At 69.6% G+C, this 25,096-nt stretch carries 19 protein-coding genes; 3 read left to right on the forward strand and 16 right to left on the reverse strand.

The features are described from left to right. Positions 1 to 5: 5 nt before the first annotated feature. From ACZ49J_RS17320 to eccB, 11 genes are all read right to left on the reverse strand, one after another. Entirely contained in the window at positions 6 to 716 is a 711-nt protein-coding gene (locus ACZ49J_RS17320; protein WP_467448917.1) for a hypothetical protein, read from the reverse strand. 23 nt (positions 717 to 739) lie between these two features. Continuing rightward, entirely contained in the window at positions 740 to 2,002 is a 1,263-nt protein-coding gene (locus tag ACZ49J_RS17325) for a zinc ribbon domain-containing protein (RefSeq protein ID WP_467448919.1), read from the reverse strand. After that, complete coding sequence (locus ACZ49J_RS17330; protein WP_467448920.1) at positions 2,002 to 2,331, reverse strand: hypothetical protein; 330 nt, start codon at positions 2,329 to 2,331, stop codon at positions 2,002 to 2,004. The genes ACZ49J_RS17325 and ACZ49J_RS17330 overlap by 1 nt, the downstream gene beginning before the upstream one ends. Positions 2,332 to 2,707: 376 nt before the next feature. Then, on the reverse strand, positions 2,708 to 4,060 hold the full coding sequence (mycP, locus tag ACZ49J_RS17335; RefSeq protein WP_467448922.1) for a type VII secretion-associated serine protease mycosin: 1,353 nt from the start codon (positions 4,058 to 4,060) through the stop codon (positions 2,708 to 2,710). Between the two features lie 218 nt (positions 4,061 to 4,278). After that, positions 4,279 to 5,622: a S8 family serine peptidase gene (locus tag ACZ49J_RS17340; protein WP_467448923.1), complete on the reverse strand. Its 1,344-nt coding sequence runs from the start codon at positions 5,620 to 5,622 to the stop codon at positions 4,279 to 4,281. Between the two features lie 87 nt (positions 5,623 to 5,709). After that, positions 5,710 to 7,245 carry a WXG100 family type VII secretion target gene (locus tag ACZ49J_RS17345; RefSeq protein ID WP_467448926.1) on the reverse strand — a complete coding sequence of 512 codons (1,536 nt, stop codon included), beginning with the start codon at positions 7,243 to 7,245 and terminating at the stop codon, positions 5,710 to 5,712. A gap of 40 nt (positions 7,246 to 7,285) precedes the next feature. Further along, positions 7,286 to 7,633 carry a hypothetical protein gene (locus tag ACZ49J_RS17350; protein ID WP_467448927.1) on the reverse strand — a complete coding sequence of 116 codons (348 nt, stop codon included), beginning with the start codon at positions 7,631 to 7,633 and terminating at the stop codon, positions 7,286 to 7,288. Positions 7,634 to 7,731: 98 nt separating this feature from the next. Continuing rightward, a complete protein-coding gene (gene mycP, locus ACZ49J_RS17355; RefSeq protein WP_467448929.1) occupies positions 7,732 to 9,042 on the reverse strand; it encodes a type VII secretion-associated serine protease mycosin in 1,311 nt (436 codons plus the stop codon). A 227-nt stretch (positions 9,043 to 9,269) separates the two neighbouring features. Then, positions 9,270 to 9,554 carry a WXG100 family type VII secretion target gene (locus ACZ49J_RS17360; RefSeq protein ID WP_467448931.1) on the reverse strand — a complete coding sequence of 95 codons (285 nt, stop codon included), beginning with the start codon at positions 9,552 to 9,554 and terminating at the stop codon, positions 9,270 to 9,272. 212 nt (positions 9,555 to 9,766) lie between these two features. Next, positions 9,767 to 10,078 (reverse strand): WXG100 family type VII secretion target, encoded by a 312-nt coding sequence (locus tag ACZ49J_RS17365; protein ID WP_467448932.1) that lies wholly within the window; start codon positions 10,076 to 10,078, stop codon positions 9,767 to 9,769. A 312-nt stretch (positions 10,079 to 10,390) separates the two neighbouring features. Next, positions 10,391 to 12,019: a type VII secretion protein EccB gene (gene eccB, locus ACZ49J_RS17370; protein ID WP_467448933.1), complete on the reverse strand. Its 1,629-nt coding sequence runs from the start codon at positions 12,017 to 12,019 to the stop codon at positions 10,391 to 10,393. 719 nt (positions 12,020 to 12,738) lie between these two features. Here eccB and eccE point away from each other — a divergent pair. From eccE to ACZ49J_RS17385, 3 genes are all read left to right on the forward strand, one after another. Beyond that, on the forward strand, positions 12,739 to 14,073 hold the full coding sequence (eccE, locus tag ACZ49J_RS17375; RefSeq protein ID WP_467448934.1) for a type VII secretion protein EccE: 1,335 nt from the start codon (positions 12,739 to 12,741) through the stop codon (positions 14,071 to 14,073). Then, positions 14,073 to 14,930 (forward strand): hypothetical protein, encoded by an 858-nt coding sequence (locus tag ACZ49J_RS17380; protein ID WP_467448935.1) that lies wholly within the window; start codon positions 14,073 to 14,075, stop codon positions 14,928 to 14,930. The genes eccE and ACZ49J_RS17380 overlap by 1 nt, the downstream gene beginning before the upstream one ends. A gap of 361 nt (positions 14,931 to 15,291) precedes the next feature. Beyond that, positions 15,292 to 18,162: an SCO5717 family growth-regulating ATPase gene (locus ACZ49J_RS17385; protein WP_467448936.1), complete on the forward strand. Its 2,871-nt coding sequence runs from the start codon at positions 15,292 to 15,294 to the stop codon at positions 18,160 to 18,162. Positions 18,163 to 18,263: 101 nt separating this feature from the next. Here the strand turns inward: ACZ49J_RS17385 and ACZ49J_RS17390 are convergent, their stop codons facing one another. The 5 genes from ACZ49J_RS17390 to rbfA form a co-directional block, all read right to left on the reverse strand. Further along, positions 18,264 to 18,497: a DUF397 domain-containing protein gene (locus ACZ49J_RS17390; RefSeq protein ID WP_030585611.1), complete on the reverse strand. Its 234-nt coding sequence runs from the start codon at positions 18,495 to 18,497 to the stop codon at positions 18,264 to 18,266. Positions 18,498 to 18,559: 62 nt separating this feature from the next. Beyond that, positions 18,560 to 19,516 carry a bifunctional riboflavin kinase/FAD synthetase gene (locus ACZ49J_RS17395; RefSeq protein WP_467448937.1) on the reverse strand — a complete coding sequence of 319 codons (957 nt, stop codon included), beginning with the start codon at positions 19,514 to 19,516 and terminating at the stop codon, positions 18,560 to 18,562. A gap of 195 nt (positions 19,517 to 19,711) precedes the next feature. Continuing rightward, the gene (locus ACZ49J_RS17400; protein WP_467448938.1) at positions 19,712 to 23,395 is read right to left on the reverse strand and encodes a trypsin-like peptidase domain-containing protein; all 3,684 of its coding nucleotides are present in this window, start codon (positions 23,393 to 23,395) and stop codon (positions 19,712 to 19,714) included. 313 nt (positions 23,396 to 23,708) lie between these two features. After that, positions 23,709 to 24,623 (reverse strand): tRNA pseudouridine(55) synthase TruB, encoded by a 915-nt coding sequence (truB, locus tag ACZ49J_RS17405; RefSeq protein WP_467448939.1) that lies wholly within the window; start codon positions 24,621 to 24,623, stop codon positions 23,709 to 23,711. Next, complete coding sequence (gene rbfA / locus ACZ49J_RS17410) at positions 24,620 to 25,066, reverse strand: 30S ribosome-binding factor RbfA (protein WP_350964115.1); 447 nt, start codon at positions 25,064 to 25,066, stop codon at positions 24,620 to 24,622. The genes truB and rbfA overlap by 4 nt, the downstream gene beginning before the upstream one ends. Positions 25,067 to 25,096: the final 30 nt, after the last annotated feature.

Below are 25,096 nucleotides of genomic sequence, written 5' to 3' on the forward strand. Positions count from 1 at the left end.
CGTCCTTATCCAAAATCATTGCGCATGGCCGCCTCGGCCGAGCCCGCCCGCGGCTCGTTCCATGACGGCGCCGGCTTCGTCGGGTCGGTGAACGTCAGCGTACGAGCAACCCCGAGCAGGATGTCCCGGTACACGTCCGCGAGATGGAGAGCGGGCGTCACCAGCTGGACAACGATGATGTCGGGGGTGCCCGAACCAGCGACCGCGACCGTGCCCTGCCACACGTCCCCCCACAGGGGGCCTTCGGAGCTGTCGGGGTCCCTGCCCGGCGCGACCGTGCGCTTCTTCTCCTCCGCGAGGTATCCGAGGCCGCACGGCAGTTCAATTGGGCGCAACCCGGAGTCTGGGTCGTCGGCCGCTGTTCCCGCGAGACCGGCAATCACAAGCTTCGCACTGTGACCAGACGTCGAGACAGTGGAGATAGTGAGGGTGGACGTCACGATGGTGCCGTCGTCGTCCGGGTGATAACCGACCGCGCACATATGCACGTTCTGTGCATTGAGCGTAGTGATCAGGCCCGCATAGAACTGGAGGACCTGCGAGGCCTGCGCCCGCTGCTCTGCGGGCAGCGCGTTCAGCTCCCGGACCAGTTCCTCGATGCGCTCGCGCGGCGGATCGAGGTCCAGCTTCGCGTAGCCGTGAGGAATGCCGTACCAAAAGACGGGTTTGGTAGCGCCTCGTGCGTCGGAGCCCGAGGGGGCGGCGGTTGTAGTCATACTTCGTTCACCTCTCAGTTCGGCTAACTTGCCGCCAGGAGGGACCGAACGATGTCCTGCCCGGCCCAGGCTCCGGCTCCGGCCTTGGTGATTTCCGCGGCATTGCCCGCCGCGCCCTCCTCGGGCATGAGGTTCGCGGCGACGTTGAGGCCGTTCACGCTGATGTCGGTCATGAGTTTGGCCGAGCCTGCAGCGCTCTCCCCTGCGGCCTGCCACGCATCCTCCGCGGCGGTTCTCGGAGCCGTGCGCAGCACGTGCCCAACTTCCCGTACGAACTCCGTGCCGACCTCGCGGCTTGTGACGCTGACGCCCATCTCCGCGGCCTCGGTGAGCCCACCGCGGATGCTGCCGGCCGCCGAGCTCAGCGCCCTGCCTCCGGGCACCATGCCGACGGCGTCGCTGCCGACGGAGGCCCATGCGGAAAAGGTGTCCATGTTCCAGCCGAACTTGTCGCCCCAGGGCAAGAAGGCGTCCCGGAACTCCGGGTCCGAAAAGTTCTTGGCCATAGACGCCGCGCTGGCAACAATGGCGATACCCGCGAACAGCGGGGCAAGCGGGGTCGGAAAGAGAGCGAGTAGACCGGCAATGGCACCGATAGTGCCCGCGTGTTCCAGCAGGAACTCGCCGACCGACTTGAGGACGTCGCCGACCTTGTCCCAAAAGCCCGGCTCATCAGGAGCCTTCTTGGTTGAACCATCCAGGGCCTTGGCGACGAGTTCGGCCTCGTTGGTGTGCTCTGTCTCCAGTTCCTTGATCTTGCCGTTGAGTGACTCGTACTCGTTGTTGGCCTTGGTGAGGGCCGTGTTCGCATCGTTCAACCCCCGCTCGGCGGCGCGCAACCGAGCGGTAGCGGCGTCGGCCTCCTCCTGCGAGGGGAAGGTCTGGCCCGCGAGCTTCAGGTCCGGATGCTGGGCGGCCTGGTCGTACGCGTTCTTGGCCTTGTCGGCCGCGGACTTCTTCTCGGCCATCGCGGCGTCGTACTTCTGCGCCAACTCACGGTTGGAGGTCAGGTGACCGTCCCACTTGTGTAGTTGAGTCGCCGCGGTGCGCAGGGAGGCCGCAGCGTCCTTGATGTATTTCGGCAGATCGCCATCCAGGGCCTCGCGGAACTTCTCCGCCGCGTCGCCCTCCCAGTAGCTGCTCTCGCTGGTGAGCTTAGTCAGCTGTCGGTGCGTGTTTTCCAGAGCCGTCGCGGCCGCAGACACCTTCTGCTGCAGCTTCGTGACCTCAGCGGGGATACCCGGTACGGGGTTCCAGCCAATGTTGGGGTACGGGTTGGCTGCCATTACCTACCACCCCCGTTGCCGCCCGAGGTGCTCTGATCCGCGATCTGCTTGAGAGCCTTCTCCAAGGCTTCCTCGACCTCTTCATAGCCCTTCTTGTTGGACTTCACGCCCTCTTTGATCGCGTCGATCATTTCCTTGGTCTTGTCGGACCCGTACTTCCACTCCTCCTGGAACTTGTCACAGGCCTCGTCGAGTCGGGCGGTTCCGATCTGGTCGGCGCGCACGTGATCGAGGGCGGACCGCGCCTCGTTCAACTCGTCGACGCATCTCTCCAGATTTGCCAGGAACTGTTCGAGCTGCCCGATGTCCGTCTTGAAGTGGTCCCCCATGGGACAGTTCCTCCCCGTTCGGCTCTGGATACGTCAGGCCCAGGCGACTCAACTGATCACCTAGGCCTGCTTGGCACCATACATGCAATGACTGGGTGTTCCTCACCGAGTCCCCGTGGCCTTGCGGAAAACCGCCACACGAGCGCCACGCGACCGTCGCCTGCGTGTGACTGGGGCCAGGCACGGGAGACCGCCGTCAATGCGTCTTGCTGGCCGGGCTTGTACCCCCGAGGCCATGCCGCACTTCACGCCAAAGCTGTTCACGCGATCTTGTGATCAGCCACACTCTAGATTCAGCCGCCAGCAGGAACTTGTTCGGCGGAAAACACGTAATGCGCCTCCACCCACTCCTCTGATGAACAGGCGACTCCGGCCCCTACTGTCCCTGGTACGGCGGTTGTTGGGTGTAGGGATTGGGGTTCTGTTGGGGCTGACCGGGAGGAGTGGGGTACCCCTGATTAGGAGATGCGGTGGGGTACGACTGTTGGGCGGTTGGGTACATCAGCTGCTGGGGCGGGTAGCCCATGTTCTGCGAGTAAATTCCGTTGCCAGGGCCGCCGTTACTGGAATTGCGGCGGCTGCGGATAACCGCGAAGACGGTTACGGCGGCGACTACGGCTCCGAGGCCAATGACGCCGACGGCAAGGGCGATGAAGCCCATTGAGGAAGATCCCTTCTCGTTCTCGGACTGAATCGCTGTGCTGTCGTTGCCCACGGATGCATCATCGGCAATTTGGATCCGTCCTAGCGGATTCGCCTCGGGCCCTTCGGGAATGTCCATCGTGACCGCCTGGTAGGGGCGGATGATCCCGTAGCCGTATTCCTCATTGGGCGCCTTCAGGTCCTTGTGCCCGAGGAACGAGGCCGATTTGATGAGGCGATTGACAACTTGGCCAGCAGTGAGTTTAGGGTACTTTGCACGAACTAGGGCGGCAGTAGCCGAGACAAGGGCTGTGGCATCCGAGGTACCCGTAGCCAGACGATACCCAGGCGACCGGTCTGGATCTGCTGAAAGAATATCCACGCCCGGGGCCGTAAGGGCTACCTGTTTCCCGGTGTTAGAGCCACTCCAGAGGTTGGCTTTTTTATCAACTGCTCCGACAGCAACAACGCCTGGCAACGCTGCAGGGTACGCTACATCACCACCACTGTTTCCGGTCCCCGCAACAACGACTACGTCGTTCGCCTGCGCGTATGCAATTGCCTGCCGACCGTCCGGGCCGGTTTGTGCATAGTCATCAGCAAAGGAAAGGTTGACCACCTTCGCACCGTGGTCCACTGCATAGCGGACTGCGTCGGCCCACGAATCCTCTGGAATCTCGTCATCATCCGACTTCATGGTGCGCAGTGGCAAGATTTTCGCCTTTGGCGCGAGTCCCACCATGCCGGATGAGTTGCCCGATCCGTGACCGTGCCCAGCTATCAGACTCGCCATGCCGGTTCCATGCCCGACGATGTCTTCGCGGGCGTTCCCACCGCCGGTATAGTCTTTCCCTGCAAGAACCCGCCCAGTTAGATCAGGGTGATTTGCATCCACGCCGCTATCAACGACGGCGACAATCACGCCTTCCCCCTGGGTCTCTGCCCACGTTTTTTTCATAGAGAACACGTCCAAGACCCACTGCTGGTCTCTGACATAGTCCGCCGAGGCAGTTGGTGCTGAAGCGAGGAGCAAGGCTCCCGTCAACGCCACAACACCTGTCGTGGACCAGACTCGCTTGATCTTCAATTCTTTACTCCTCGGCGGCCCGGTCGGGCTACGCATGCCTCCAGATGCGAACCAGGGATGCCTTCCGTTCGGGTCGCTACCGGTTTCTTGAGAAATTTGCTCGCACTCACGGGAGTCGCGGACGCGGGTGTGCACCAACAACCGTCGTTGCGGTGCGTGAGGAACGCACGGAGGCGAGCAGCGGCGCAGCGCCTCGCCATCACGGATGGTGAGTAGTCCTACTGCCCTTGGTGCGGAGGCTGTTGGGCATAGGGATTGTGCTGCGAGGGCTGGCCCGGAGGAGTGGGGTACCCCTGGTTGGGAGTCGAGTTGGGGTACGGCTGGTGGCCCATGGGGGGCTGGGGCGGGTAGCCGGTGCCCTGAGGCGGGACTCCGCCGCTGGGGCCGGAGCCGCCGTTACGGCCGTTGCGGCGGCTGCGGATTACCGCGAAGAGGATGGCGATGACGACCACGGCAGCTGCGATGCCGGCGATGAAGAGAATGCCTCCGGAGGACGACTTCTTCTTTTTCTTGGCCTGGCTCGTGCTGTCGCTGTCGTCCGAACCGGTGCCGGAATTCGCGGACGTGGACGACGAGGCCTTGGCCAGGGGGCCCTCCTTGGGGCCCTTGGGGATGTCCATCGTGAGTGCCGAACCCGGGCGGGCGATACCGTAGCCGAGTTCCTTGTCTGGGGCCGTCTTGCCCTTGTTGTTCAGGAAGGATGCTGACTTGACCAAGCGGTTGATGATCTGACCTGCGGTCAGGTCGGGGTACTTGGAGCGGAGGAGGGCGACGATGGCTGAGACGTAGGCGGCAGAGCCGGAAGTTCCACTTGCCACCGCATAACCGCTGTTGCTCGTCGGGTCAGCCTGGACCGTTTCCACGCCGGGCGCTGCAACGGTGACATTCCCCGTGTTTGACTTCGACCAGAAGTTGAGACCCTTGTCTACAGCAGAAACAGCAACGACTCCTGGGAGTGCCGCCGGGTAGCTAAGGGTGCCTGAATCGTTTCCTGTAGCCGCTACGACGACGGCATCATGCTCTTGCGCGTAGGTAATAGCCTTTGCAGCTTTCGATCCGGGGTAAGCACTGGGGTCACCAAGTGAGAGGTTAATAACTGAAGCACCCTGGTCAACGGCGTAGCGAACCCCAGCCGCCAAGCCTGCCGTATCAACCTTGTCCTCAGTCGTGTCTACTCGCACTGGAAGAATTTTTGCCTTCGGCGCGAGACCCATTACGCCAGCAGAACCATTTGCTCCATGTCCATGACCAGCGATGAGGCTAGCCATCCCAGTGCCATGCCCGTCATTGTCCTCATGAGGATTGCGCGCGCCAGTGAAGTCCTTGCCTGCCAAGACCTGCCCAGTGAGATCAGGTTGACTGGCATCTACACCTGAATCGACTACAGCAACGGTTACACCTGCTCCCTGGGAGGTATTCCATACCTTTTCGGCGTCATAGACGGTCAGCGGCCACTGTGCATCTCGAACTTGGTCCGCCGATGCAGTGGGGGTTGAAGTGAGGAGCAAGGCTCCCGTCAACGCCACGACGCCTGTCGTGGACCAGACTCCCTTGAAACCCAAATCCTTGCTCCTCACTCAGCCATGGCTGGTGCACCAGCCTTCATGAGTGGGCCGGACGACGACGCCCCGTCCGGCCCGCTTGCGTGATTACTCGATCGTCCGCGGCACGTTGCGGTTGCGGTCCTCTTCCGAGATCCAGGTCTCTTCGTCCTCGACCAGGTAGTCGGGACGGTCGCCCCTGCTGTTCTCATCCTCGGACCGTCGACCGTTGCGGCCGCCCATACCGCCAGCTCCGCCCGCCATGGCGCCCCGCTGGCTTCCACCGCGGCTGCCGTGCAGGCCCGCACCACCACCGGCGCCCGTGCCAGCGACGCCCTTGGCCGCACCGACCACACCGCCACGAGACCTTGCTAGGGCGCCACGGCCTCCAGCACCAGCACCGCCTCGGCCAGCTGCGCCGGCTCCGGCGCCGCCCATACCGCCCATGCCAGCTCGACCTCCGGCACTGCGGCCTGCCGCCGCGCCACTACCAGCCAGACCGCCACGACCGCCCGCGGCTCCAATGCTGCCGCGCGCGGCAGCGCCGCCCGCGAGACCAGACGCTCCGCCAGGCGCAATGAATCCCGGGCTTTGAGCGCCGCCGGTCCCGACGCCGCCACCACCGCCGCTGGGTACGCCAATACCCGTGCTGGGACCAGTCCCGGTCAAACCAGGGGAGATGCTGTCCACCTTCGTCTTTGCCGTCGGAAGCTGGGAGCCCCCAGTGATGCCAGGGTCACGGGGCACCGCAGGGGCTGGTTTGACGCTGGTTGTCGGCCCTGCGCTCCACGGCTTGGCAGCGCCGCTTCCCGTACCTGGCCTCGTACTACCCGAAGACGGCATGGAGATGGGGGTAGGCATTGGCGTGTCAGGATTTGGGGGCGAGAAGGGGTCTCTCGTGTCGTCGTAACCGCCACCGCCCTTCGAGTAAGCCTTGTAATTGACCCCCAGCTGCTCCATGATCGCCACCCCTTGCAGCTGTGCTTCCTTCCCCGCAGACAGGGAGTCGGCGTTCGCCTGGCGAGCGGCGTCCGTACTCACGCCCCTGTTGATGTCTTCCAGCAGCTGCTCATCACTGCGCTCATCATCAGTGAGTTTGTCCCAGGCCCTGTCCCAACCGGAAGGCTCTTCGACCTCCCGCATCTTGGCCATGGAGTTCCGCAGGTCGTTTTGGACGGCCTCCATGGCTGCCCCGTAGTGGTTGGCCCACGCAGCTCCGTTCCGGATGTTCTGCATGATCTCATTGGCCTTCTTACGGAAAGCCTCAGCCGCGTCGCCCTCCCAGTGCTCGAGGACGTTTTCGACCGCGCTCTGCATCAGGCCCGCGACGCTGTCCTTCGCGGAGACCGAGTCCACACCACCGCTCTTGCCGTCGCCATCGCCGCCGGACAGAATGTTGTGGATCGACTTCCAGTGCTGGCTGACCTCGTAGATGCGGTCGGGATCCGCATCAAGGATCATGGAGCGCAGCTCAGGGATGCTCATCTTCATGAAGGGCGTGCTGAGCTGGCTGCGGTCCGGGCCCCCCATACCTCCGTTGGGGAGCTCCTGGAGCCTCTCGTCGTGCTTGTCCTGGATCCGCTGCTCTCGCGCCTCTTGTGCGGCCTTGATTTGCTCCGGGCTCTGGTAGCCGTAGCCATACATTTGGAACGTCCCCTCTGTCAGTGACCGGTCGCTGAATCGCTTAGTAGGCCGACCCTGTGGACCCGCCCTTGGGAGCCGCACTCACACCCTGCGAGTTCGCCTGCTCCTGGTTGCTGTACTTGTCCCTGACCTTCGAGGTGCTCGTGCCGAAGTCGTCGATCAGCTTGTGAAGATCCCTGATCATGTTCTCGATCCTGGTCTTCTGCTTCTGGTGGGCGCTGTGAAGCTCATTGGACTCCAAGAACTTCATGCTGCCGAACGCCGTGCTCGGGATGTCCGTCTCGTACTTGGCCTTCGTGTTGGCCTTGTCCATGTCCGAGAGAAGGCCGTTGAGCTTCCGGATGACCTCATCCAGCGCACTCAGATCGACCCGCATTCCGTTGCTCATACCCCGTTGTCCTCTCCCCTATTTCTCAAGTTGTCAGCACCAGCCCGGTGCCAAGTCACGTCGAGCCGAGCTGAACCCGACCACCCTGCTCGCATCGCCTAGTCCGTCCGCCCAACCCGCCGAGCTCCGCCAACCCGCCTACTACGCCAGTCCCGCACAGCCACCCCGCTCCCCGCAACCACGAGGACCATCACAAGTCCCGCGCCCAGTACGTACATCGCGGTCCGGCGCTCCTTCTCGGCCTCGCTCTCGCCGATCGTCACCGCCATGGGGACGACGCCGCTCGACCGCACCGCCGCAGGCGGGTCCGGTCGCGGGGAGCTGGCCGGCTCGGAGTCGTCCGACAGCGCGGCGACCGGGTCGACCACGCCCCAGCCGATGAAGGGGTCCGGGCCGCGGCCGGGGCGTTGGGCCGTTTCCTCGATGCGGGTGGCGATCTGGTCCGCGGTCCAGCCCGGGTTCTTTTCCTTCAGCAGGGCCGCGACGCCCGCGACGTACGGGGCCGCGAAGCTCGTGCCGTCCGCGGTGCACTGGCCGCCCTTGGGGACCGTGGAGACCATGCCGACGCCCGGAGCCGCGACGTCCACGAAGTCGCCGGACTGGGAGAAGAAGGCGCGCTCGTCGTTGCGGTCGGAGGCGGCCACCGCCAGGACGCCCGGGTAGGAGGCGGGGTAGGTGTCCGCCTGGTTGCCGTCGGCTCCGTCGTTGCCCGCCGCCGCCACGATCAGGGCGCCCGCGTTCACGGCGTCCGCCACGGCGCTCGCCAGGCCCGCGTTGTCCTGCTTGTTCGCGGTGTCCGAGGAGATGTTGATGATCTTCGCGCCCTTGGCGACCGCCGCGCGGATCGCCTCGGACATCGTGGCCGAGTTGCCCTGTCCCTTCTCCCCTTCGCCACCGGTGTAGCGGAAGGAGAGGATCTTGGCCTTCGGCGCGATGCCCTCGAAACCCGTGCCCTTCATCGGGCGGGCGGCGATGATGCCCGCGACCCGGGTGCCGTGGCCTTCGAGGTCCTGGGTGCCGTCGGTGGAGCCGACGTAGTCCTTGCCGCCGGAAGCCATCGCGTCGCGCAGCTGTGGGTTCGAGTCGTCCACGCCGGTGTCGATCACCGCGACCGTGACGCCCTTGCCCTCCGCCTGCGCGTGCAGCTGGTCCAGGAGGATCCGCTGGAGCGACCAGGGCGTGGAGGCGATGACGTCGCCGCCGAACTCGCACTCCGAGCTGGCCGCCAGGCCGAAGTCGACCGTGCCCCGGGTGTCCCACGCTCGAGAGCTGCCGGACCCGCCGGAGTCGGCGAGTGCCGACGGGGTCGACGCGAGGCAGATACCGGTGACCGCGAGCACGCCAAAAGCCCGCTGCAGTGCGCGGGTTCCACTCACGTGCCGACGTGAACGGGCTGTCAGGCCCCCCATGTTCAGGCCCCCAGGGCTTCCTTGCTTCCTTCGAAGCTGGGTCATCTGTCTTTGAAAAGGTGCTGTGAAGACGTGACGGAGAATGCGCGCATTCCCCGGTGCCGTCGTGTGCGACCCCTGACACAGGGTCGGCCCAGCGGACGCCGTGGCGTTCGCTGGGCCGATCCTCTTCATGGCATGTCCCTCGGACTCGGGTTCACGTCATGCGCCTCGGGTCGCCGACGGGCTCAGCCCCAGGTCGCGGCGTTGCTCTTCTCAGTGGCCTGGTAGTTCTCGGCGGCGCTCTGCAGGGCCGTGGAGATCTTCAGCAGGGTCGAGTGCAGGTCCTGAGCGGTCTGGTCCCACTGGCGCTGCTTGTTCTGGTAGCCCTCCTGCGCCTCGCCTTCCCAGGTGCTGGCGACGCGCTTGACCGCGGCCTCGAGGTCGTCGAGCTGCTGCTTGATCCGCCCGGCGGTCGTCTTCACGTCGGTGGAGGCGTTGGTGATGGTTGCGTAATTGACGAGGATCGACATCGTCGTTCCCTTTCAGGAAGAGTCAAGGAAGTGAGTGGTTGCCTATGGAGCCGATGAACCGATGGACCAACGGAATCGATGGAACCGGGCGGGACTCCGTGAGCATCCGTGTCAGCCAGTGAGCACCGTCGGACATCGGTGGGATCAGGCGAAGAGCCCGGTTGCGGAGCTCAGTTGAGGAGCTGACGAGGTGTCAGCCCTGCCTGGCTCGATCAGCCGAAGTCCGACATGATCTTGCTGATCTCGGAGTTCTGCTGCTCTTCCGAAGCGGAGTAGTTGCTCCGCGTGGAGTCCACGGCTTCCTTGATGTCGTTGAGGATGTCGCTCATCTTCTTCGCGTCCGCGTTCCAGCGCTCCTGCAGCTGGTGGTAGGACGTGGCCGCCTGGCCCTTCCAGCCGCCCGCGATCTGGTCGATCACTCCGTTGAGGCGGCGGATCTCGCCCTGCAGCTGACCGTTCACGGTGTTGATGTCATTGGAGAGCTTGGTGAGTTCGTCCTCTGTTACCCGGAACTGGCCGGCCATGTGAACCTTCCCCCATGTCGTCGTTGATCCGGGAAACCGCACTGGTGCCCGGAGAAGCTTCGCACCCTAGAGCGCTGCAAACACTCTATCGTCCGCCTGTCGCACATCTACAGGCAAGAGCAATCAGTTACACGGCTCACACACTTGAGCGATCATCCTGTGACCCAGCTGCCGTCTTACAGTCAAGTGCGTTCCGCCGCAAGCCCGTTGGCCGGTCGCTCAGGAGCCTGTTGGCCGGTCACCCATGAGCTCATGACCGGCCCGGCGGCTCAACCACCGCGCCCCGCGGGCCGGCCGGCCCGCGGCAGCGCCTCACTGGCTCTGCGGCTGCGAAGCGCTTCCCGTGTCCAGCATCGGGCCCTTCGGGATGAACGTCGCCCACGTCTGCGGCACGATCGCCGGGTTCGAAAGCTTCTCGTACCCGAGCCTCGTACGCGCCTTGTCCGTCTCGCTCGCCTCACCGCTCGACGAGGAGCCGTCTCCCGACGAGCCGTCCCCGGACGAGGACGAACCGCCTTCCCTCCCCTGCGCCTCGCTGTCGTTGTTCGACGGCAGCGAGTACCGCAGGCCCGTGTCCGTCAGCAGATACGTCCTGCCGCCGCCTGCCGCGGCGCCCGTGACCTCCTTGAACAGCAGGCCCGAGCCCGACGAGACGTACGCGCTCAGCGAGTCGGCGATGACCTTCTTGGGGTAGGTCGCGCCCGCCCAGGCGGCGAGCTGCGGCTTCCTGTCGGCGCCGAACTTGCCGTCGTACACGCTGCACGAGGTGGTGCGTGCCTCGTCGGTGCCCGTCGCCGCGGGGTTGGCCTGCCGCGGAAGGTCCTGGGGCCAGCCCTTGTCACCGTAGAAGGCGTCCGGCTGGCCGTTGTTGGCGGCGATGATGGAGGAGGCGGTGCCGACGTCGATGTCCTCGATCTCGTCCGTGCCGTACGCCTGTTCAGCCTCGGGCGAGCTCTTGAGGAGGTTGGCCACGAAGGGTGTGACGGCGGCGATCTCGTCCTTGAGGACGACGTAGTACTGCTCGCCCTGCGCGTCCTTCGCCTTGAGCACCCGGCCCACCGTCCGGGCGTCCTCGGGGAGCCCCTCGACCGACGTCGTGGCACCGATGTCCGGAACCGTCGGGAAGGTGATGACGCCGCGCGGATTCAGCGTCGCCAGCCACTCCTCGCTCACCGGCTGCGGCCTTGCCGAACTGCCGATGACGGCGGAGCGCAGCTGGTCCATGGTGGTGGTGTCGAGGCCCGACTCGCCGCCCAGCAGGAACTTGTTGCCCTTGCCGTCGACCAGGTACTCCTGCTTGGTCTCGGAGTCCATGACGTACAGGGCCTCGCGGGCGTCGACCTTCCTGTCGTCGTCCAGCACCTTGGCGTCGTCGGAGTCGAGGACGAAGACGGCTCGGTCGATGGAGCCCTCCGATCCGGAGGAGCCGGCGGATCCGGGGGCCGGACGCTCGCACACCGCCCAGGTCTTGGCCTTCTCCGCGTCGTCCTTGGACGGCAGGCGGTCGGGGGCGTACGGGATGCCGAGCGTCGCGCCGTGCGGGATGCCGCTCTTGTCGATCTCCTTGCCCGGAACCTCGATGACGCTGCCCTTGCCCTTGTCCAGAAGGAGCTTGGCGGAGGCGTAGTTGAGGACGGGGTGCAGCGTCTTGCTCTTCGTCTCCTTGTCGGGGAGGACGACGTAGCGCGTCGTGGAGTCGCTGTCCACGATGATGTACTCACCCGGGGTGTCCCAGCCCTTGGGCGCCGCCGGCTTGATCACGCCCCAGGCGATGAAGCCGATCACCAGCACCACCCCCACCGCGAGGCTGGGCATCACCGTGCGGACAGGACGCGGCGCGCCCTCCTCGGAGCCTCCCGGCGACGGCGCCAGGAACGCCGCGACGGTGCGCTTGCGAGCGAACGTGTAGGCGGCGAGCTCGTCCCGACGCTGCTGTGCCATGGTCCCCGTGTCTCCCGTTGAGTGGTGCTCGATCGTGTCTGTGGTGCTCGATCGTCCGCGATGCCTGACCGTTGCTGGTGCTCGATCGGCTGCGATGCCCGACCGTTACCGGTGCAGGATCGCCGGTGGCGCCCGACCGTTACCGGTGCAGGATCGCCCGTGACGCCCGACCGTTACCGGTGCAGGATCGCCGGTGGCGCCCGACCGTTACCGGTGCGGAATCGCCCGTGACGCCCGACCGTCGCCGGTACTGGATCGCCAGTGGCCGCCCGACCGTTACCGGTACCGGATCACCGCTGGCGCCCCACCGTCGCCGGTACTGGTTCGCCGGTCGCGCCCCACCGTCGCCGGTGCTCCATGTCGTCGCTGCTGCCCGACAGTTGATGAGCACGCGCGCCACTCGGTGAGCACGCACGCGCAGGCGCAGGCACCTACTATGCACTGCGCCGCATGGCCACGGACCATCAGGTGTCCGGCCGCCCCCGCATCTTCACAGAGCTTCACCACAGCGCACCACCACGCGGGCTCGCTCCGTGAAAGGCTGGCCACCTGGGGTTTCGGTGTCCCCTGTGTCGCCCCACGAGCAGCAGCGGGTACCGTGAGCCACTCGCATGGATGACGTCGGGCCATCGGCGCCCCTGGCCCCGTCGCCGGGATCCGCACCTCGGTATCCCCGGACGGCGCACGGCCACCACTTCGCGAAAGGGATGTCTCGGGGGATGAGCAGCGCTACGAGCACTCGGCGCGATCGCCGCGCACAGCAGCAACAGGGGGGTCCGGACCGCAGACGCTCGTCGCGCTCCTCGCGCCCGCCGGCTCCCGCTCCCACCGCCGCGTCGCCGCGCACGCTGCCGCGGCCGGGCGGTCTGGGTCCGGTACGGCTGCAGCAGCTGATCCTGGTCGAACTCGCGGCCGCCGTCATGCTGGCGGCCTGGGTCACCGACGTGTCCTGGCTGCTGGCCCCGGCCGGTGCCGTGGCGGCGCTGCTGCTGCTTCTGGCGGTGCTGCGCCGGGGACGCCGGCCGCTGCCCGAGTGGTACGAGACGACGCGCGCGCTGAGGCAGCGCCGGCGTGACGCCAAGCAGCCCGTGCCGCCCGGCACCGACGCGATGCTGGCCCCTGTCGTGGAGTGCGACCCGGCCCTGCGGACGTACAGCTTCGTGTCGCGTGACGACCGCGCGATCGGCATGATCGGTGACGGGACCTTCCTGACCGCCGTGCTGTTCGTGCAGCCGGCGGACCATCCGCTGCGTCCCGACGCCGCGGGGCGGCAGTTGCCGCTCCAGCTGGTCCAGGACGCCCTGGAGGTCGACGGGATCCGTCTGGCGTCCGCACAGGTCGTACAGCACACCCAGCCGGCGCCCGCGCCGCACCTGCCCGAGCAGTCGATCGCCGCCCGGTCGTACGGCCCCCTGCAGGCGCGGGCCGGCTCTCCCGCGCTCCGGCTCACGTGGGTCGCCCTCAAGCTCGACCCGGAGCTGTGCCCGGAGGCGGTCAAGGCCCGCGGGGACGGCGTTCCCGGTACGCAGCGCGCACTGCTGCGCGTGGCGGACCAGTTGGCGAGCCGGCTGGCCGGAGCCGGCTTCAAGGCGACCATCCTGGACGAGAACGAACTGGTGCAGGCGCTCGCGACGTCCAGTTGCCTGAACCCGCGCGCCAACGCGCAGCACGCGCAGGACGGCCGCCAGCCCCAGCGCCGTACGGTCGAGTCGGTGCGCACCTGGCGGGTCGACGACCGGTACCACACCACGTACTGGCTGTCCCGCTGGCCGCAGTTGGGGCAGGGCGGGGTGTCGCTTCCCGAGCTGATCACGCGGTTCACCTCGCTGCCGGTGCTCGCCACGACGTTCAGCGTGACCCTGAGCAAGGCCGGCAGCCGGGGCGTCGCCCTCACCGGGCACATCCGCGTCACCGCCCGCGGTGACAGTGAACTCGGCCAGGTGGGACGTGAGTTGGAGCGGGCCGCGAGTGCCGCGAAGGCCGGTCTGGTACGCCTCGACCGGGAGCAGGTCCCCGGAGCCCTCGCCACTCTGCCGCTCGGAGGTACGTACTGATGTCTTTCCCCGCTTCGACCATGCCCCCGGGACAGGGGCAGGGACAGCAGGGCCGGAACGCCTCCGGGCGTACGCCCGCGCACGTGGCCTCGCCCACCGACACCGGCATGATCCCCATCATCCGGCAGCCGCAGCCGGGGCAGCAGCAACGGCGCATCTTCAGCCCGGGTTTCGGGCTGCGCGGGCCGCGCCGGAACCGTCATGTCGTCACCGCCGACGAGCTCGCGGCGATCAGCATGCCGCTCGGTGACGACGGCGTGATCATCGGCACCGACCCGGAGTCGCACCCGGCCGTGCTCGGCCTGTCGCGTCCGACCTCCTTCGACGTGGTGATCGTGGGCGGCCTCTGGCTCGCCCAGGTGCTGGCGCTGCGCGCCGCCGCGACGGGCGCGCGCGTGGGTGTGGAGACCGGTCGTCCGCAGGCCTGGCAGCAGCTCGCCCAGGCGGCGGGCGGCGGCCAGCAGTGTGTGACGGTCTATCCGGTGGGACGGGTGCCCGCGCAGGGACCCTCCGTGTCGAGTCCGGTGGTGCTGATCCGCGACTGCGGCATCCGCCCGCCGCGCGGGCGGGTGAGTTCCGTGCCGTGGCAGGCCGTGGTGACGTTGCTGCCCTTCGTCAGTGAGCACGCGCCGCGTTGGCTGGCCCAGGCCGATCTGGTCGGGATCCAGCGCATCTCGCCCCAGGAGACCGAGGTCGTACGCGACACCCTGGGCATTCCGGACGACAATCTCCAGCATCTGCCGACCCTGCATGACGGCGTCGCCCTGTGGTGCACCCGCAAGCACCGCAAGTTCGTCATGACCGAACCCACGGACGCGGAGACGGGCCTGCTCGGCGTGGCCCGTCGAATGGACTGACGCGTCTACGCTGACGCGTCTGAACTGGCGCTCCGGACTGGCACGTCCGGACTGGCGCGCCGGGGACTGACGCGTCGTCTGCTCCAGGAACCCTCCCGGAGCCCGCCAGAAGCCCTGCGAAAGCCCTCCGGGAGCACGGTGGGAACACGGTGGGAGCCAGGAAGAGGGCCGGGGGGAAGGCCGGGGAGAAGACCGGGGAGGGCGGACCGGCTGTGCCCATGGGTGCTTTTCCGTACCGCGATGCGAGTGATTAGTCTTCTGGTGAGGCGGTGACGATCGCAGCCGCGTGGGACTTGCCACCCGGTCCGCCCGGCCGCGACGACGACCAACTCAGCAACAGTGGCTGACCAGGAGGCATGCAGTGAACAGGGATCGGTCCGAGTACAACGGCGGCAGCCCGTCCTCGGACGGGGACGAGCCCGAGGTGGATCTGACAGGCGAGTTCGAGATCGTCTACACGCCGCCCGCCTGGTACGCACAAAGTACGGGTGGTTCGACCTCCGGCGGACAGCAGGACGCCGGGCAGTCGTCACCACCACCGCCGACCGGGCCGCCCGTCGGATCACCCCCCGGACCGCCCAACGGGCCCCCAGGGGTTGCGCCCGCACAGCCCCACGCCCAGAGCGCCCCCCAACAGCCCCCGCAGTCCGCACAGTCCACGCAGCCACCGCAGCACGCGCAGCCCTCGCAGGGTGAGCACGACACGGGTCAGCACGGCACGGGTGGCTACGGGTTCCCTCAGCAGCAGTCCGGTCAGCAGTCTGCTCCGGGCACTCCCCCGGCGGCCGGCGGCTACGGCTACCCCCAGCAGCAGGCGCCGGCCCAGCCGCCCGCCTCGCCGGGGTTCCCCGTGCTGCGGCCGGTCGACGAGGACGCCCAGGCCCAGGGCACCCCGCCTCAGGCCGCCACCCCGGCGGCGGGCGTCCCCGTACAGCACAGCCCTGAACAGCCCGCCCCCGAGCAGCCGGTGGGCGAGCTCAACCACGCCGCCGCCGACGCCGAGGCGGCGAGGCTGTTCGGCGGTGGCGACGACGAGCCGGAGCAGGAGCAGGAGCGCGGCGGCGAGGCGGAGTCGGGTGACTCGGCCGGGTCCGGAGTCGGCTCCGGGGCCGGTTCCGCGTCCGGTGCCGGCAGCGACGAGGCCACGGACGTCCCGTCCGACGCGGAGTCCGCCGCGCAGCCCGAGGCCGAGGCCGCGCCGGCCACGGCGGAGGTACAACCCGAGGCAGAGGCTCCGGCAGAACCGACGCCCGCCGCTCCGGCGCCCGCGCCCGCCGCACCCGGGCCCGCGCCCGCCGCACCCGGGCCCCAGCCCGCCGCCCAGGGACAGCCGCAGGGCGACCAGGCACTCCCCCCGCTGCCGCAGGGCTACGTGCCCGCGCAGGGGCCCGCGCAGGCGCCCGCTCAGGGAGCACCGCAGCAGCCGGGGCACCCGGACCAGCAGGCCGCCGCCGCAGCCGCCGCGCAGGCGGCTGGTTACGGCTACCCCCAGGCCCCCGGGCAGCCCCCGGCTCAGCCGCCGCACCAGGCCCCGCCCCAGGGCACGTTCGGCCCCGCCCAGCCGCAGCCCGGCTACCCGGCGCAGGGCGGCCCGCAGGCACCGGTCGACCCGCGGCAGGCCCACCAGCCGGCACAGCCGCAGCCCCATCCCGCTCACCCGCAGGCGGCCGGCTACGGATACCCGCAGCAGGCGCCCCAGCCCGGGCAGCCCCAGCCGGGGCAGCAGCAGGCCCAGCCCGGACACCCGCAGCCCGGTCAGCCCCAGGCCGCCGGATACGGCTACCCCCAGGCCCCAGGACAGCCGCAGCCCCCCGCACAGCCCGGCTACGGCTACCCGCCCCAGCAGCCCGGTTACGGCTACCCGCAGCCCGCCGGGCAGCAGCAGGCACCCCCACAGCAGCCTCCGGCCCAGCCGCAGCCCCAACCCCAGCAGCAGCCTCCGGCGCAGCCCGCCGCCTACGGGAACCAGGCGAACCAGGGCGGCCAGGGCTGGACCGCCCCACCCGGCCCCCAGGCCGGACCCGGTGCCCCCCAGCAGCAGCAAGCCGCTCCCGGAACCCCGCTCGGTTACAACGCCGCCGTGGAGCTGTCGTCCGACCGGCTGCTGCGCAACCAGCCGAAGGCCCGCAAGAACAACCAGGGCCCGTCGCGCTTCAAGCTCGGCGCCAAGAAGGAGGCGGCCGAGCGCGAGCGCAAGCTGGGTCTGATCCGTACGCCGGTGATGTCCTGCTACCGGATCGCGGTGATCAGCCTCAAGGGCGGCGTCGGCAAGACGACGACGACCATGTCGCTGGGCGCCACGCTCGCCACCGAGCGTCAGGACAAGATCCTGGCGATCGACGCCAACCCGGACGCCGGCACCCTCGGCCGGAGGGTGCGGCGTGAGACGGGCGCCACCATCCGTGACCTGGTGCAGGCGATCCCGCAGCTCAACAGCTACATGGACATCCGCCGCTTCACCTCGCAGGCGCCCTCGGGTCTGGAGATCATCGCCAACGACGTGGACCCGGCGGTCTCCACCACCTTCAACGACCAGGACTACCGCAGCGCGCTCGACGTGCTGGGCCGCCAGTACCCGATCATCCTCACCGACTCGGGTACCGGTCTGCTCTACAGCGCGATGCGCGGAGTCCTCGACCTCGCCGACCAGTTGATCATCATCTCCACCCCCTCGGTGGACGGTGCGAGCAGTGCCTCGACCACCCTCGACTGGCTGTCGGCGAACGGGTTCGCGGATCTCGTCCAGCGATCGGTCACCGTGATCTCCGGGGTCCGCGAGACGGGCAAGATGATCAAGGTGGAGGACATCGTCGCGCACTTCGAGACCCGCTGCCGCGGTGTCGTCGTGATCCCCTTCGACGAACACCTCGCGGCGGGCGCCGAGGTGGACCTCGACATGATGCGTCCCAAGACCCGCGAGGCCTACTTCGACCTCGCGGCCCTCATCGCCGAGGACATCGCCCGCACCCAGCAGGGCTTCGGCAACCCGAACATGCAGTACCAGCAGCCTCCGCAGGGGTACGCACCCCAGCAGCAGGCACAGCAGCCCCCGCATCCGCAGCACCCCCAGCAGCCCTACGCCCCGCCGGGCGGCGCCCCCCAGCCGGGGCAGGGCTGGGGGCAGCCCCCGCAACAGCCGGACCCCGGCCAGGGATGGCAGCAGCAGCCGCCCCAGGACCCGCCACCGAGCCAGCCGCAGCAGGGATCGGTACCGCCCGGCTGGACGCAGTAACGGCGGGGCCGCGGTCAGCGCGGGCCGTCCGGCAACGCCCGAGGGCCGGCACCGTGAAGGTGCCGGCCCTCGGGCGTATCCGTCCCTCGGTCACTGCCACGTCACTGCTGCAGGTCGAACTCCCCGTCCCGCGCCCCGAGTACGAACGCCCGCCACTCCGCCGCGGTGTAGCGCAGCACCGTGTCGGGGTCCGCGGAGTTGCGCATCGCGACGGCACCGCCCTCCAGGTAGGCGATCTCGACCCGCTCGTCCTGGGGCCCGTCAGGCGAGCCGACCCATTCGACGCCACTGATGTCCATGGCGTACAGCGCTTCCTTCTCCTGCTCGGTCGCCACCGGGTGCACTCTCCGTTCAACTGACCTTACGGACAGGGAGATTCTACAAACCCGGGCAGCCGTCAGGCGGAGCCTTCGGCGGCCTCGACCAGCTCACGGCAGCGCTTGACGTCGCCCGCCATCGCCTCCAGCAGAGCCTGAAGCGTGTCGAACTTCTGTTGCCCGCGCACGAAGGCGAGGAAGTCGACGGCGACGTGCAGCCCGTACAGGTCGAGGCCGACCCGGTCGATGGCGTACGCCTCCACGGTCCGCTCGGTGCCGTCGAACTGCGGGTTCGTGCCGACCGAGATGGCGGCGGGCATGGCCTCGCCCTCGACGTGCAGCCACCCGGCGTAGACACCGTCGGCGGGGATGGCGGTGTGCGGGAGCGTCTCCACGTTGGCCGTGGGGAAGCCCAGTTCGCGGCCGCGCTGCGCGCCGCGTACGACCACACCCTCGACGCGGTGCGGGCGTCCGAGGATCTCGCCGGCGCCCTCGACGTCGCCTTCGGCCACCAGCCGCCGGGTCAGGGTCGAGGAGAAGGGCTGCCCCCCGCCCGCCTCACCGGTCAGGTACAGGTCGACGACCTCGACCTCGAAGTCGTACGTCTTGCCCTGCTCGGCGAGGAACGCCACGTTGCCGGCGGCCTTGTGGCCGAAGCGGAAGTTCGGGCCCTCGACGACGGCCTTGGCGTGGAGCTTGTCGACCAGGACCTTGACCACGAAGTCGGCCGGCGACAGCTTCGAGAACTCCTTGGTGAAGGGAAGGATGAGCACCGCGTCGACGCCCAGCCCCGCCATCAGCTCGGCACGGCGGTGGTGCGGGGCGAGCAGCGGCGGGTGGCTGCCCGGCCGGACGACCTCGCTGGGATGCGGGTCGAAGGTCACGACCACGGACGGAACGCCCAGCTCACGGGCGCGGTCCACGGCGTGCCTGATGATCAGCTGGTGCCCGCGGTGGACCCCGTCGTAGGAGCCGATGGTGACGACGCTGCGCCCCCAGTCCTGGGGGATGTCCTCCAAGCCACGCCAGCGCTGCACTGTGCCTGCTCCTTGTCGAAACTTGTCGTCGGAACGTGTCGAACCCGTGTCCCTGGTTGCCGCGTACGCAGCTCTAAGGGTGCCATGCCGGGCACCGTCGGCCCGCATCGGCATGGGGCTGTGACGGTTGACACGCGTACGGTGACGGCGGCGGAGGCGGGGCGGTGCCGGAGGCGCGGCGGCGCTGCGGCCGGTTCACGCGGGGACCCGTACCCCCGCGAGGTTCTCGATCGTCCGGCGGGCGCTCGGTCCGACCACCGCGGCCCACTCGGCCGGTGCCGCGCTGAGCCATCCCGCCACCTGAACCGCGAAGCCCGGGACGTGGCGGGCCAGCTCCACGAGACCGCGGTCGAAGCGGGTGGCGCCTTCGGGGGTACGGGCGAGGAGGAGACCCGTGCGGCGTACGAGCTCGCGGAACGACGGTCCGGCGCCCCCGCCGCGGCTCGCCCCGCCCACCGCGGCACGCAGCGCCGCCTCCAGCACGACCGGGTCCCTCTCGCTCGCCAGCAGCAGGTCCAGCAGCTCGCGCCGCAGCCCGCCCGAGGCCGGGGTGTCCGGTACTGCGAGGACAGCGGCGAGTTCCGCCCGCACCGGCGCGGGACCGCCGGCCAGCAGACCGGCGACCAGCGGGAACAGCACCCCGCGTGGGGCGGGCCCGTGCTCCAGCCGCCGGTCGACGTACTCGGCCACCTGCGCGGCTGCCTCCGGGCGCAGCTCCACGACCTCACGGACGAGGGCGGCGACCTGGCGGGCGAGGACGGGGGTGGTGACGTCGGCCAGGGTCCTCAGGACCTCGCCGGAGTCCGGCCGCGGGGAGCGCAGCCGCAGCCTGAACGCGTCCAGCACCTGGTCCGCGTGCGTGGCGAACGCGGGCACGAGCGCGCTCACCGGCAGGTGCGGATCACCCGCCACGAAGCGCTCCAGGGCCCGCGGGAGGTGGCGGGGGCGCGTCCGCGGGTCCCGGACGAGGAGGGCGAGCGCACCGCCGTGCAGGGTGACGTCGGCGGGGCGGTCCAGCAGGGCGAGCGCGGCGTGGCGGAGCAGCTCGCGGTCGGCCTCCGTGCGCACGTGCGGCACGGCCCGCAGCGCGTACGTGAGGGCCGCCACCCGCCGCGCCGTCCGCTCGTCGTGGGCCCAGCGGACCACTGCGCGGCACACCGCCGAGGGCTCCTCCTCGGCGAGGACGGCGAGGAGTTCGTCGCCGCGCGGGTGCACGCTGTCGGCGAGCGCCTCCGTCAGGTCGTCCAGGGCCTGGCGCCGGTGGGTGTGCAGCAGCGCCTGCGCCGCCGTCGCCACGGTCGCGTCGGGGGTGGCGGCGAGGGGGCGGTCGTCGGAGAACCAGCGGATGAGGTGCGGCTGCACGGCGGCGGGCGCGGCCGCCAGGAGGCGTGAGGCGGCGTCCAGGAACCGGGGGCCCTCGCGGGTGGGCGGGTCGGCGACGACGAGGCGGCGCAGCAGGTCGAGTCGTTCCTCCTCGGGCAGGGGCAGCGCCTCCCAGAAGTCCGGCCCGAACTCCCCCGGTACGCCACGCCCTTGGGCACGCCACAGGACGATCCAGTCGGTGAGCAGCCGGAGCAGTCCCAGGTGGGCGAGCGCGTCGGGCACGCGCAGGAGGGTCCCGGCGACCAGGTGTGTGGCCCACCAGGTGGGGTCGTCGTGCGGCGCGGGCCGCTCCGGGAGGAGGGCGTCCACGGCGAGGAGCAAGGCCTCCAGGCGGTGGGCGAGTTCGAGTGGGCCCTCTTCGCGCTCGAGGCGGAGGAGGGCCTGGACGACGGGGCCGATGCGGTGGCGGGGGACGGGGAGCGCCGGGGTGCGTTCCGGGGCGTTGTCCGGGGTGCGGCCCCGGTTGCCGTAGACCAGCGCGTTCAGCGCCGCGTCGAGGTCCAGGTGCGCGCCCTGGATCCAGTCGGCGAGTTCCTCGTGGGCGAAGCGGTAGCCGTTGCCCGCGGGGACGAGCAGGCCCTCGGTGAGCACGGCGGAGGCCCAGCCGGTGGTTCCGCCGAGCCGCCGCCCGCGCGGCACGGGTCCCCAGGGAAACACGGACGCGAAGGACGCCTGGTCCAACTCGCCCCGGCCCGGCCCCAGGCAGCGCCGGGCGGCCTCGTGCACCTGACCGGCCACCCGGGCCGCGAGGCGTCGTACGGCCGTGCCGCGCAGGCCGTTCTCGGCGGCGAGCCGTACGGCGACGCGCAGGCACATCAGGTCCAGGTGGGCCGAGAAGACGTCGTGGCGGTCGGCGGGGGCGTGCGGGGCGTCGGGCAGGGCGGCCCGGATCTCCGAGAACAGCCGGAGGGTGAGGGGGTGGCGGGCGTCCCGCTCCGTGAGGGTGCCTTCGGGGATGCCGTAGCGTTCACGGGCTTCGCGGGCCTCGTCGTCGCGGAGGTCGCCGAGGTGGATGCGGGGCGGGGGCGTGGGGAGCGTGCGGGCCGGCGGGGGTTCGCGTCGAGGTGCGTCGCCCCCGCCGCCCCTGCCCGTCCCATCCCTGGGGGCCGCGCCCCCAGACCCCCCGGTGGGTGGCTGGGTGGTGGGTGCGGGCGCATCGGTTTGCTGCGGGTTGTCCTTGGCTGGTCGCGCAGTTGCCCGCGCCCCTTTCGGCCTTGCGGCCTCGTCCTCGAACGCCGGACGGGCTGCCTCCACGAACTCCTCCCAGTACTCCTCCCCGCAGGCGACCACGAGTCGTGCGCCCGTGGCGCGCAGCCAGCCGGCCGTTCCCCCGGTCCACTCGTGGAGGCGGTGGGCGAGGGTGAGGGGCATGTCCTCGGGGCTGTCGAGGAGGAGGAGCAGGGGGCGGCCGGCGGCGCGGGCGAGGCGGGACAGGCGCTCGGGGGTGATGTCGCCGAGGTCGCCGCCGTACTCGCCGGGGGACGGAACCGCCGGCGGGAGGCCCTCGTCCGCGCGCGACGCGGCCACGATCCGGCCCGCCCGCTCCAGGGCCCGCCCGGCCGCGTCCTCGACCGACTCGTCGGCCTCGCGCAGGTCGGCACCGCGCAGCCAGAGCGTCGGCGCCGGTCGGGGGTCGCGTGCGCGTCGGCGGGCGAGGGCGGCCAGTTCCGTCGTACGGCCGCTGCCGGGGGCGCCGACGAGTCCGAGGACGGGGGCCTGTCCGTCGGTGAACGCCGCGAACTGCCGGACGACATCGGCGCGTTCGACCGGGTCCACGGCCGTCGAGGGTCCTTCCGAGCCCACCGAGGTGGCCGTCAGCTCCAGAATCCCCGCCAGGTTGAGGTCGGGGCCGTACGCGGGCACGGTCGCCACGTTGCGCGCCAGCAGTTCCCCCAGTGGCCCGTCCGCGGCCGCTCGCAACGGAACCGCGAAGCCGGCCGCGCCGTGCTCGGTGCGCAACGCGGTGCCCAGCACTCCGATCACGGTGCCGGTCGTGGCGTCGAACACGGGCCCGCCGGCCGCCCCACCGCCCGGGCGCAACGCCTCACGTCCCGCCGTGCCGATCGCCAACTCCAGGGCGCCGCAGAGGAGATGGGAGCCGCCCCGGGCCGTGTACGTCACGTCGGCGGCGCCCAGCACCCGCGCCTCGCGCCACCCACCGGCGGCGATCCGCACATACGTACCCGTCTCGACCGCGTCCCGTACGGTGAGGGGCAGCGGTGCGAGGCCGAGCCCGTCGGTGCGGACGAGCGCGAGATCGAGCGCGGGCAGCGGAGTCACCTCGTCGGCGGTCACCGCGAAGGTTCGGCCGCGGGGGGCCCGGAGCACCAGCCGGTCCAGCCCGTCGACCGCTTCGTGGCTGGTCAGCACCGTGCCGTGCTGGTCGGCCACGAACCCCGTACCGCGTGGTCGTCCGGCCGGGTCGCAGATCCGTACCAGGACGTCGTCCCGTGCCTCTTGGCCGTCGTACGCCGCCAGACGGCCTTGCCCGCCCATGCCTGAACCTCCCCGTCGTGCAGTGCTTCCGACGGTAGGGAAGCGATGATCAGCGGAACAGATCGCCGGGCGAACGCGCCCCCTTCCGCTCCCTCGGTTCACTCCGAGCGCCTGCTCGTTGGGGTGAATAGCCGGGGGTGGATGGATACACCTTGGGTGGGGGAACCGAGGGGGGACCGTGGAGCGGCGGGATGGAGTCCCCGTGACCGCCGCTCCACGGGAAACACCGAGAGGCGCGGGGACGCGCGGATCTGGCGGGCACGCGGGGCACGCGGGGCACGCGGGGCACGCGGGGCACGCGGGGCACGCGGTATCAGCCGAACACGGCCAGGCTCTTCGCCTTGCCCTTCAGTTCCTCGACCAGGGCCAGGAACCGCCCCTCCGGGTCGAAGACGGCCACGGGACCGGCACCCGCGTACGCGTCGGGCATCTCCAGCCGGACGCCGTTCAGCAGCAGCCTGGCGCGCTTGGCGTCCACGTCCCAGCGGGGGAACGCCGCCGCGGCGGCCTCGGCGATCGGCATCACGGTCAGCTCCTCCTGGAGCTGGTCGAGCGTCTTCGCCGCGTCCAGCTTGTACGGCCCCACGCGCGTCCGGCGCAGCGCGGTGAGGTGGCCGCCCACACCGAGGTCGGCGCCCAGGTCCCGGGCGAGCGCCCGGATGTACGTGCCGGACGAGCAGACCACGGAGACGATCAGGTCGAGCACGGGGGTGCCGTCGTCGGCGACCGCTTCCCGGACGTCGTACACGGCGAAGGAGGAGACTGTCACCGGGCGGGCCGGGATGTCGAAGTCCTCGCCCTCGCGCGCCCGCTTGTAGGACCGCACGCCGTTGATCTTGATCGCGCTCACCTTCGACGGCACCTGCATGATGTCGCCGGTGAGTTTGGCGATGCCGGTGTCGATGGCGTCCCGGGTGACGGCGGAGGCGTCGGTGGACGAGGTGATCTCGCCCTCCGCGTCGTCGGTGACCGTGTTCTGTCCGAGGCGGACGGTTCCCAGGTACTCCTTCTCGGTCAGCGCGAGGTGGCCGAGGAGCTTGGTCGCCTTCTCCACCCCGAGGACGAGCACGCCGGTCGCCATGGGGTCGAGGGTGCCCGCGTGTCCGACGCGGCGGGTCTTCGCGATGCCGCGCATCTTGGCGACGACGTCGTGCGAAGTGAAGCCCGACGGCTTGTCGACGATGACAAGCCCGTCGGGCGTGGTGGTCTTACGGGTCTTCTGGGTCATTCGGCGATGTCGTCCTCGTCCTCGCCCGGCTTCTTGTACGGGTCCGCCTCGCCGGCGTACTGGGCGCCGGACGCGGCCTCGCGCACCGCCGCGTCGGAGGCCCGGGCCTTGTCGAGGAGGTCCTCGATGGTCCGGGCGGTGTCCGGGAGGGCGTCCGCGACGAAGGCGAGGGTGGGCGTGAACTTCACGCCCGCGGCCCGGCCGACCTCGGAGCGGAGGATGCCCTTGGCGCTCTCCAGTCCGGCGGCCGCGGCCTTCCGCTCCTCCTCGTCCCCGTACACGGTGTAGAAGACGGTCGCCTCCCGCAGATCGCCCGTCACCCGGGTGTCCGTGATGGTGACGTGGGAGCCGAGCCGCGGGTCCTTGATCCCTCGCTGCAGCTTCTGGGCCACCACCTCTCGGATGAGGTCCGCCAGCCTCTTCGCCCGCGCGTTGTCGGCCACTGGTCCGTCTCCTCGTTCTTCCTGCTGTTC

Source organism: Streptomyces sp. NPDC030840, from assembly GCF_055572015.1.

Excerpts from the sequence above, each read along its gene's own strand:
- ACZ49J_RS17350 (WP_467448927.1), bottom strand. The coding sequence starts at position 7,633 with ATGAGCAACGGAATGCGGGTCGATCTGAGTGCGCTGGATGAGGTCATC.
- eccB (WP_467448933.1), bottom strand. The coding sequence starts at position 12,019 with ATGGCACAGCAGCGTCGGGACGAGCTCGCCGCCTACACGTTCGCTCGC.
- ACZ49J_RS17360 (WP_467448931.1), bottom strand. The coding sequence starts at position 9,554 with ATGTCGATCCTCGTCAATTACGCAACCATCACCAACGCCTCCACCGAC.
- eccE (WP_467448934.1), top strand. The coding sequence starts at position 12,739 with ATGAGCAGCGCTACGAGCACTCGGCGCGATCGCCGCGCACAGCAGCAA.
- ACZ49J_RS17345 (WP_467448926.1), bottom strand. The coding sequence starts at position 7,245 with ATGTATGGCTACGGCTACCAGAGCCCGGAGCAAATCAAGGCCGCACAA.
- mycP (WP_467448929.1), bottom strand. The coding sequence starts at position 9,042 with ATGGGGGGCCTGACAGCCCGTTCACGTCGGCACGTGAGTGGAACCCGC.
- ACZ49J_RS17320 (WP_467448917.1), bottom strand. The coding sequence starts at position 716 with ATGACTACAACCGCCGCCCCCTCGGGCTCCGACGCACGAGGCGCTACC.
- ACZ49J_RS17325 (WP_467448919.1), bottom strand. The coding sequence starts at position 2,002 with ATGGCAGCCAACCCGTACCCCAACATTGGCTGGAACCCCGTACCGGGT.
- ACZ49J_RS17365 (WP_467448932.1), bottom strand. The coding sequence starts at position 10,078 with ATGGCCGGCCAGTTCCGGGTAACAGAGGACGAACTCACCAAGCTCTCC.
- ACZ49J_RS17400 (WP_467448938.1), bottom strand. The coding sequence starts at position 23,395 with ATGGGCGGGCAAGGCCGTCTGGCGGCGTACGACGGCCAAGAGGCACGG.
- ACZ49J_RS17330 (WP_467448920.1), bottom strand. The coding sequence starts at position 2,331 with ATGGGGGACCACTTCAAGACGGACATCGGGCAGCTCGAACAGTTCCTG.
- truB (WP_467448939.1), bottom strand. The coding sequence starts at position 24,623 with ATGACCCAGAAGACCCGTAAGACCACCACGCCCGACGGGCTTGTCATC.
- ACZ49J_RS17380 (WP_467448935.1), top strand. The coding sequence starts at position 14,073 with ATGTCTTTCCCCGCTTCGACCATGCCCCCGGGACAGGGGCAGGGACAG.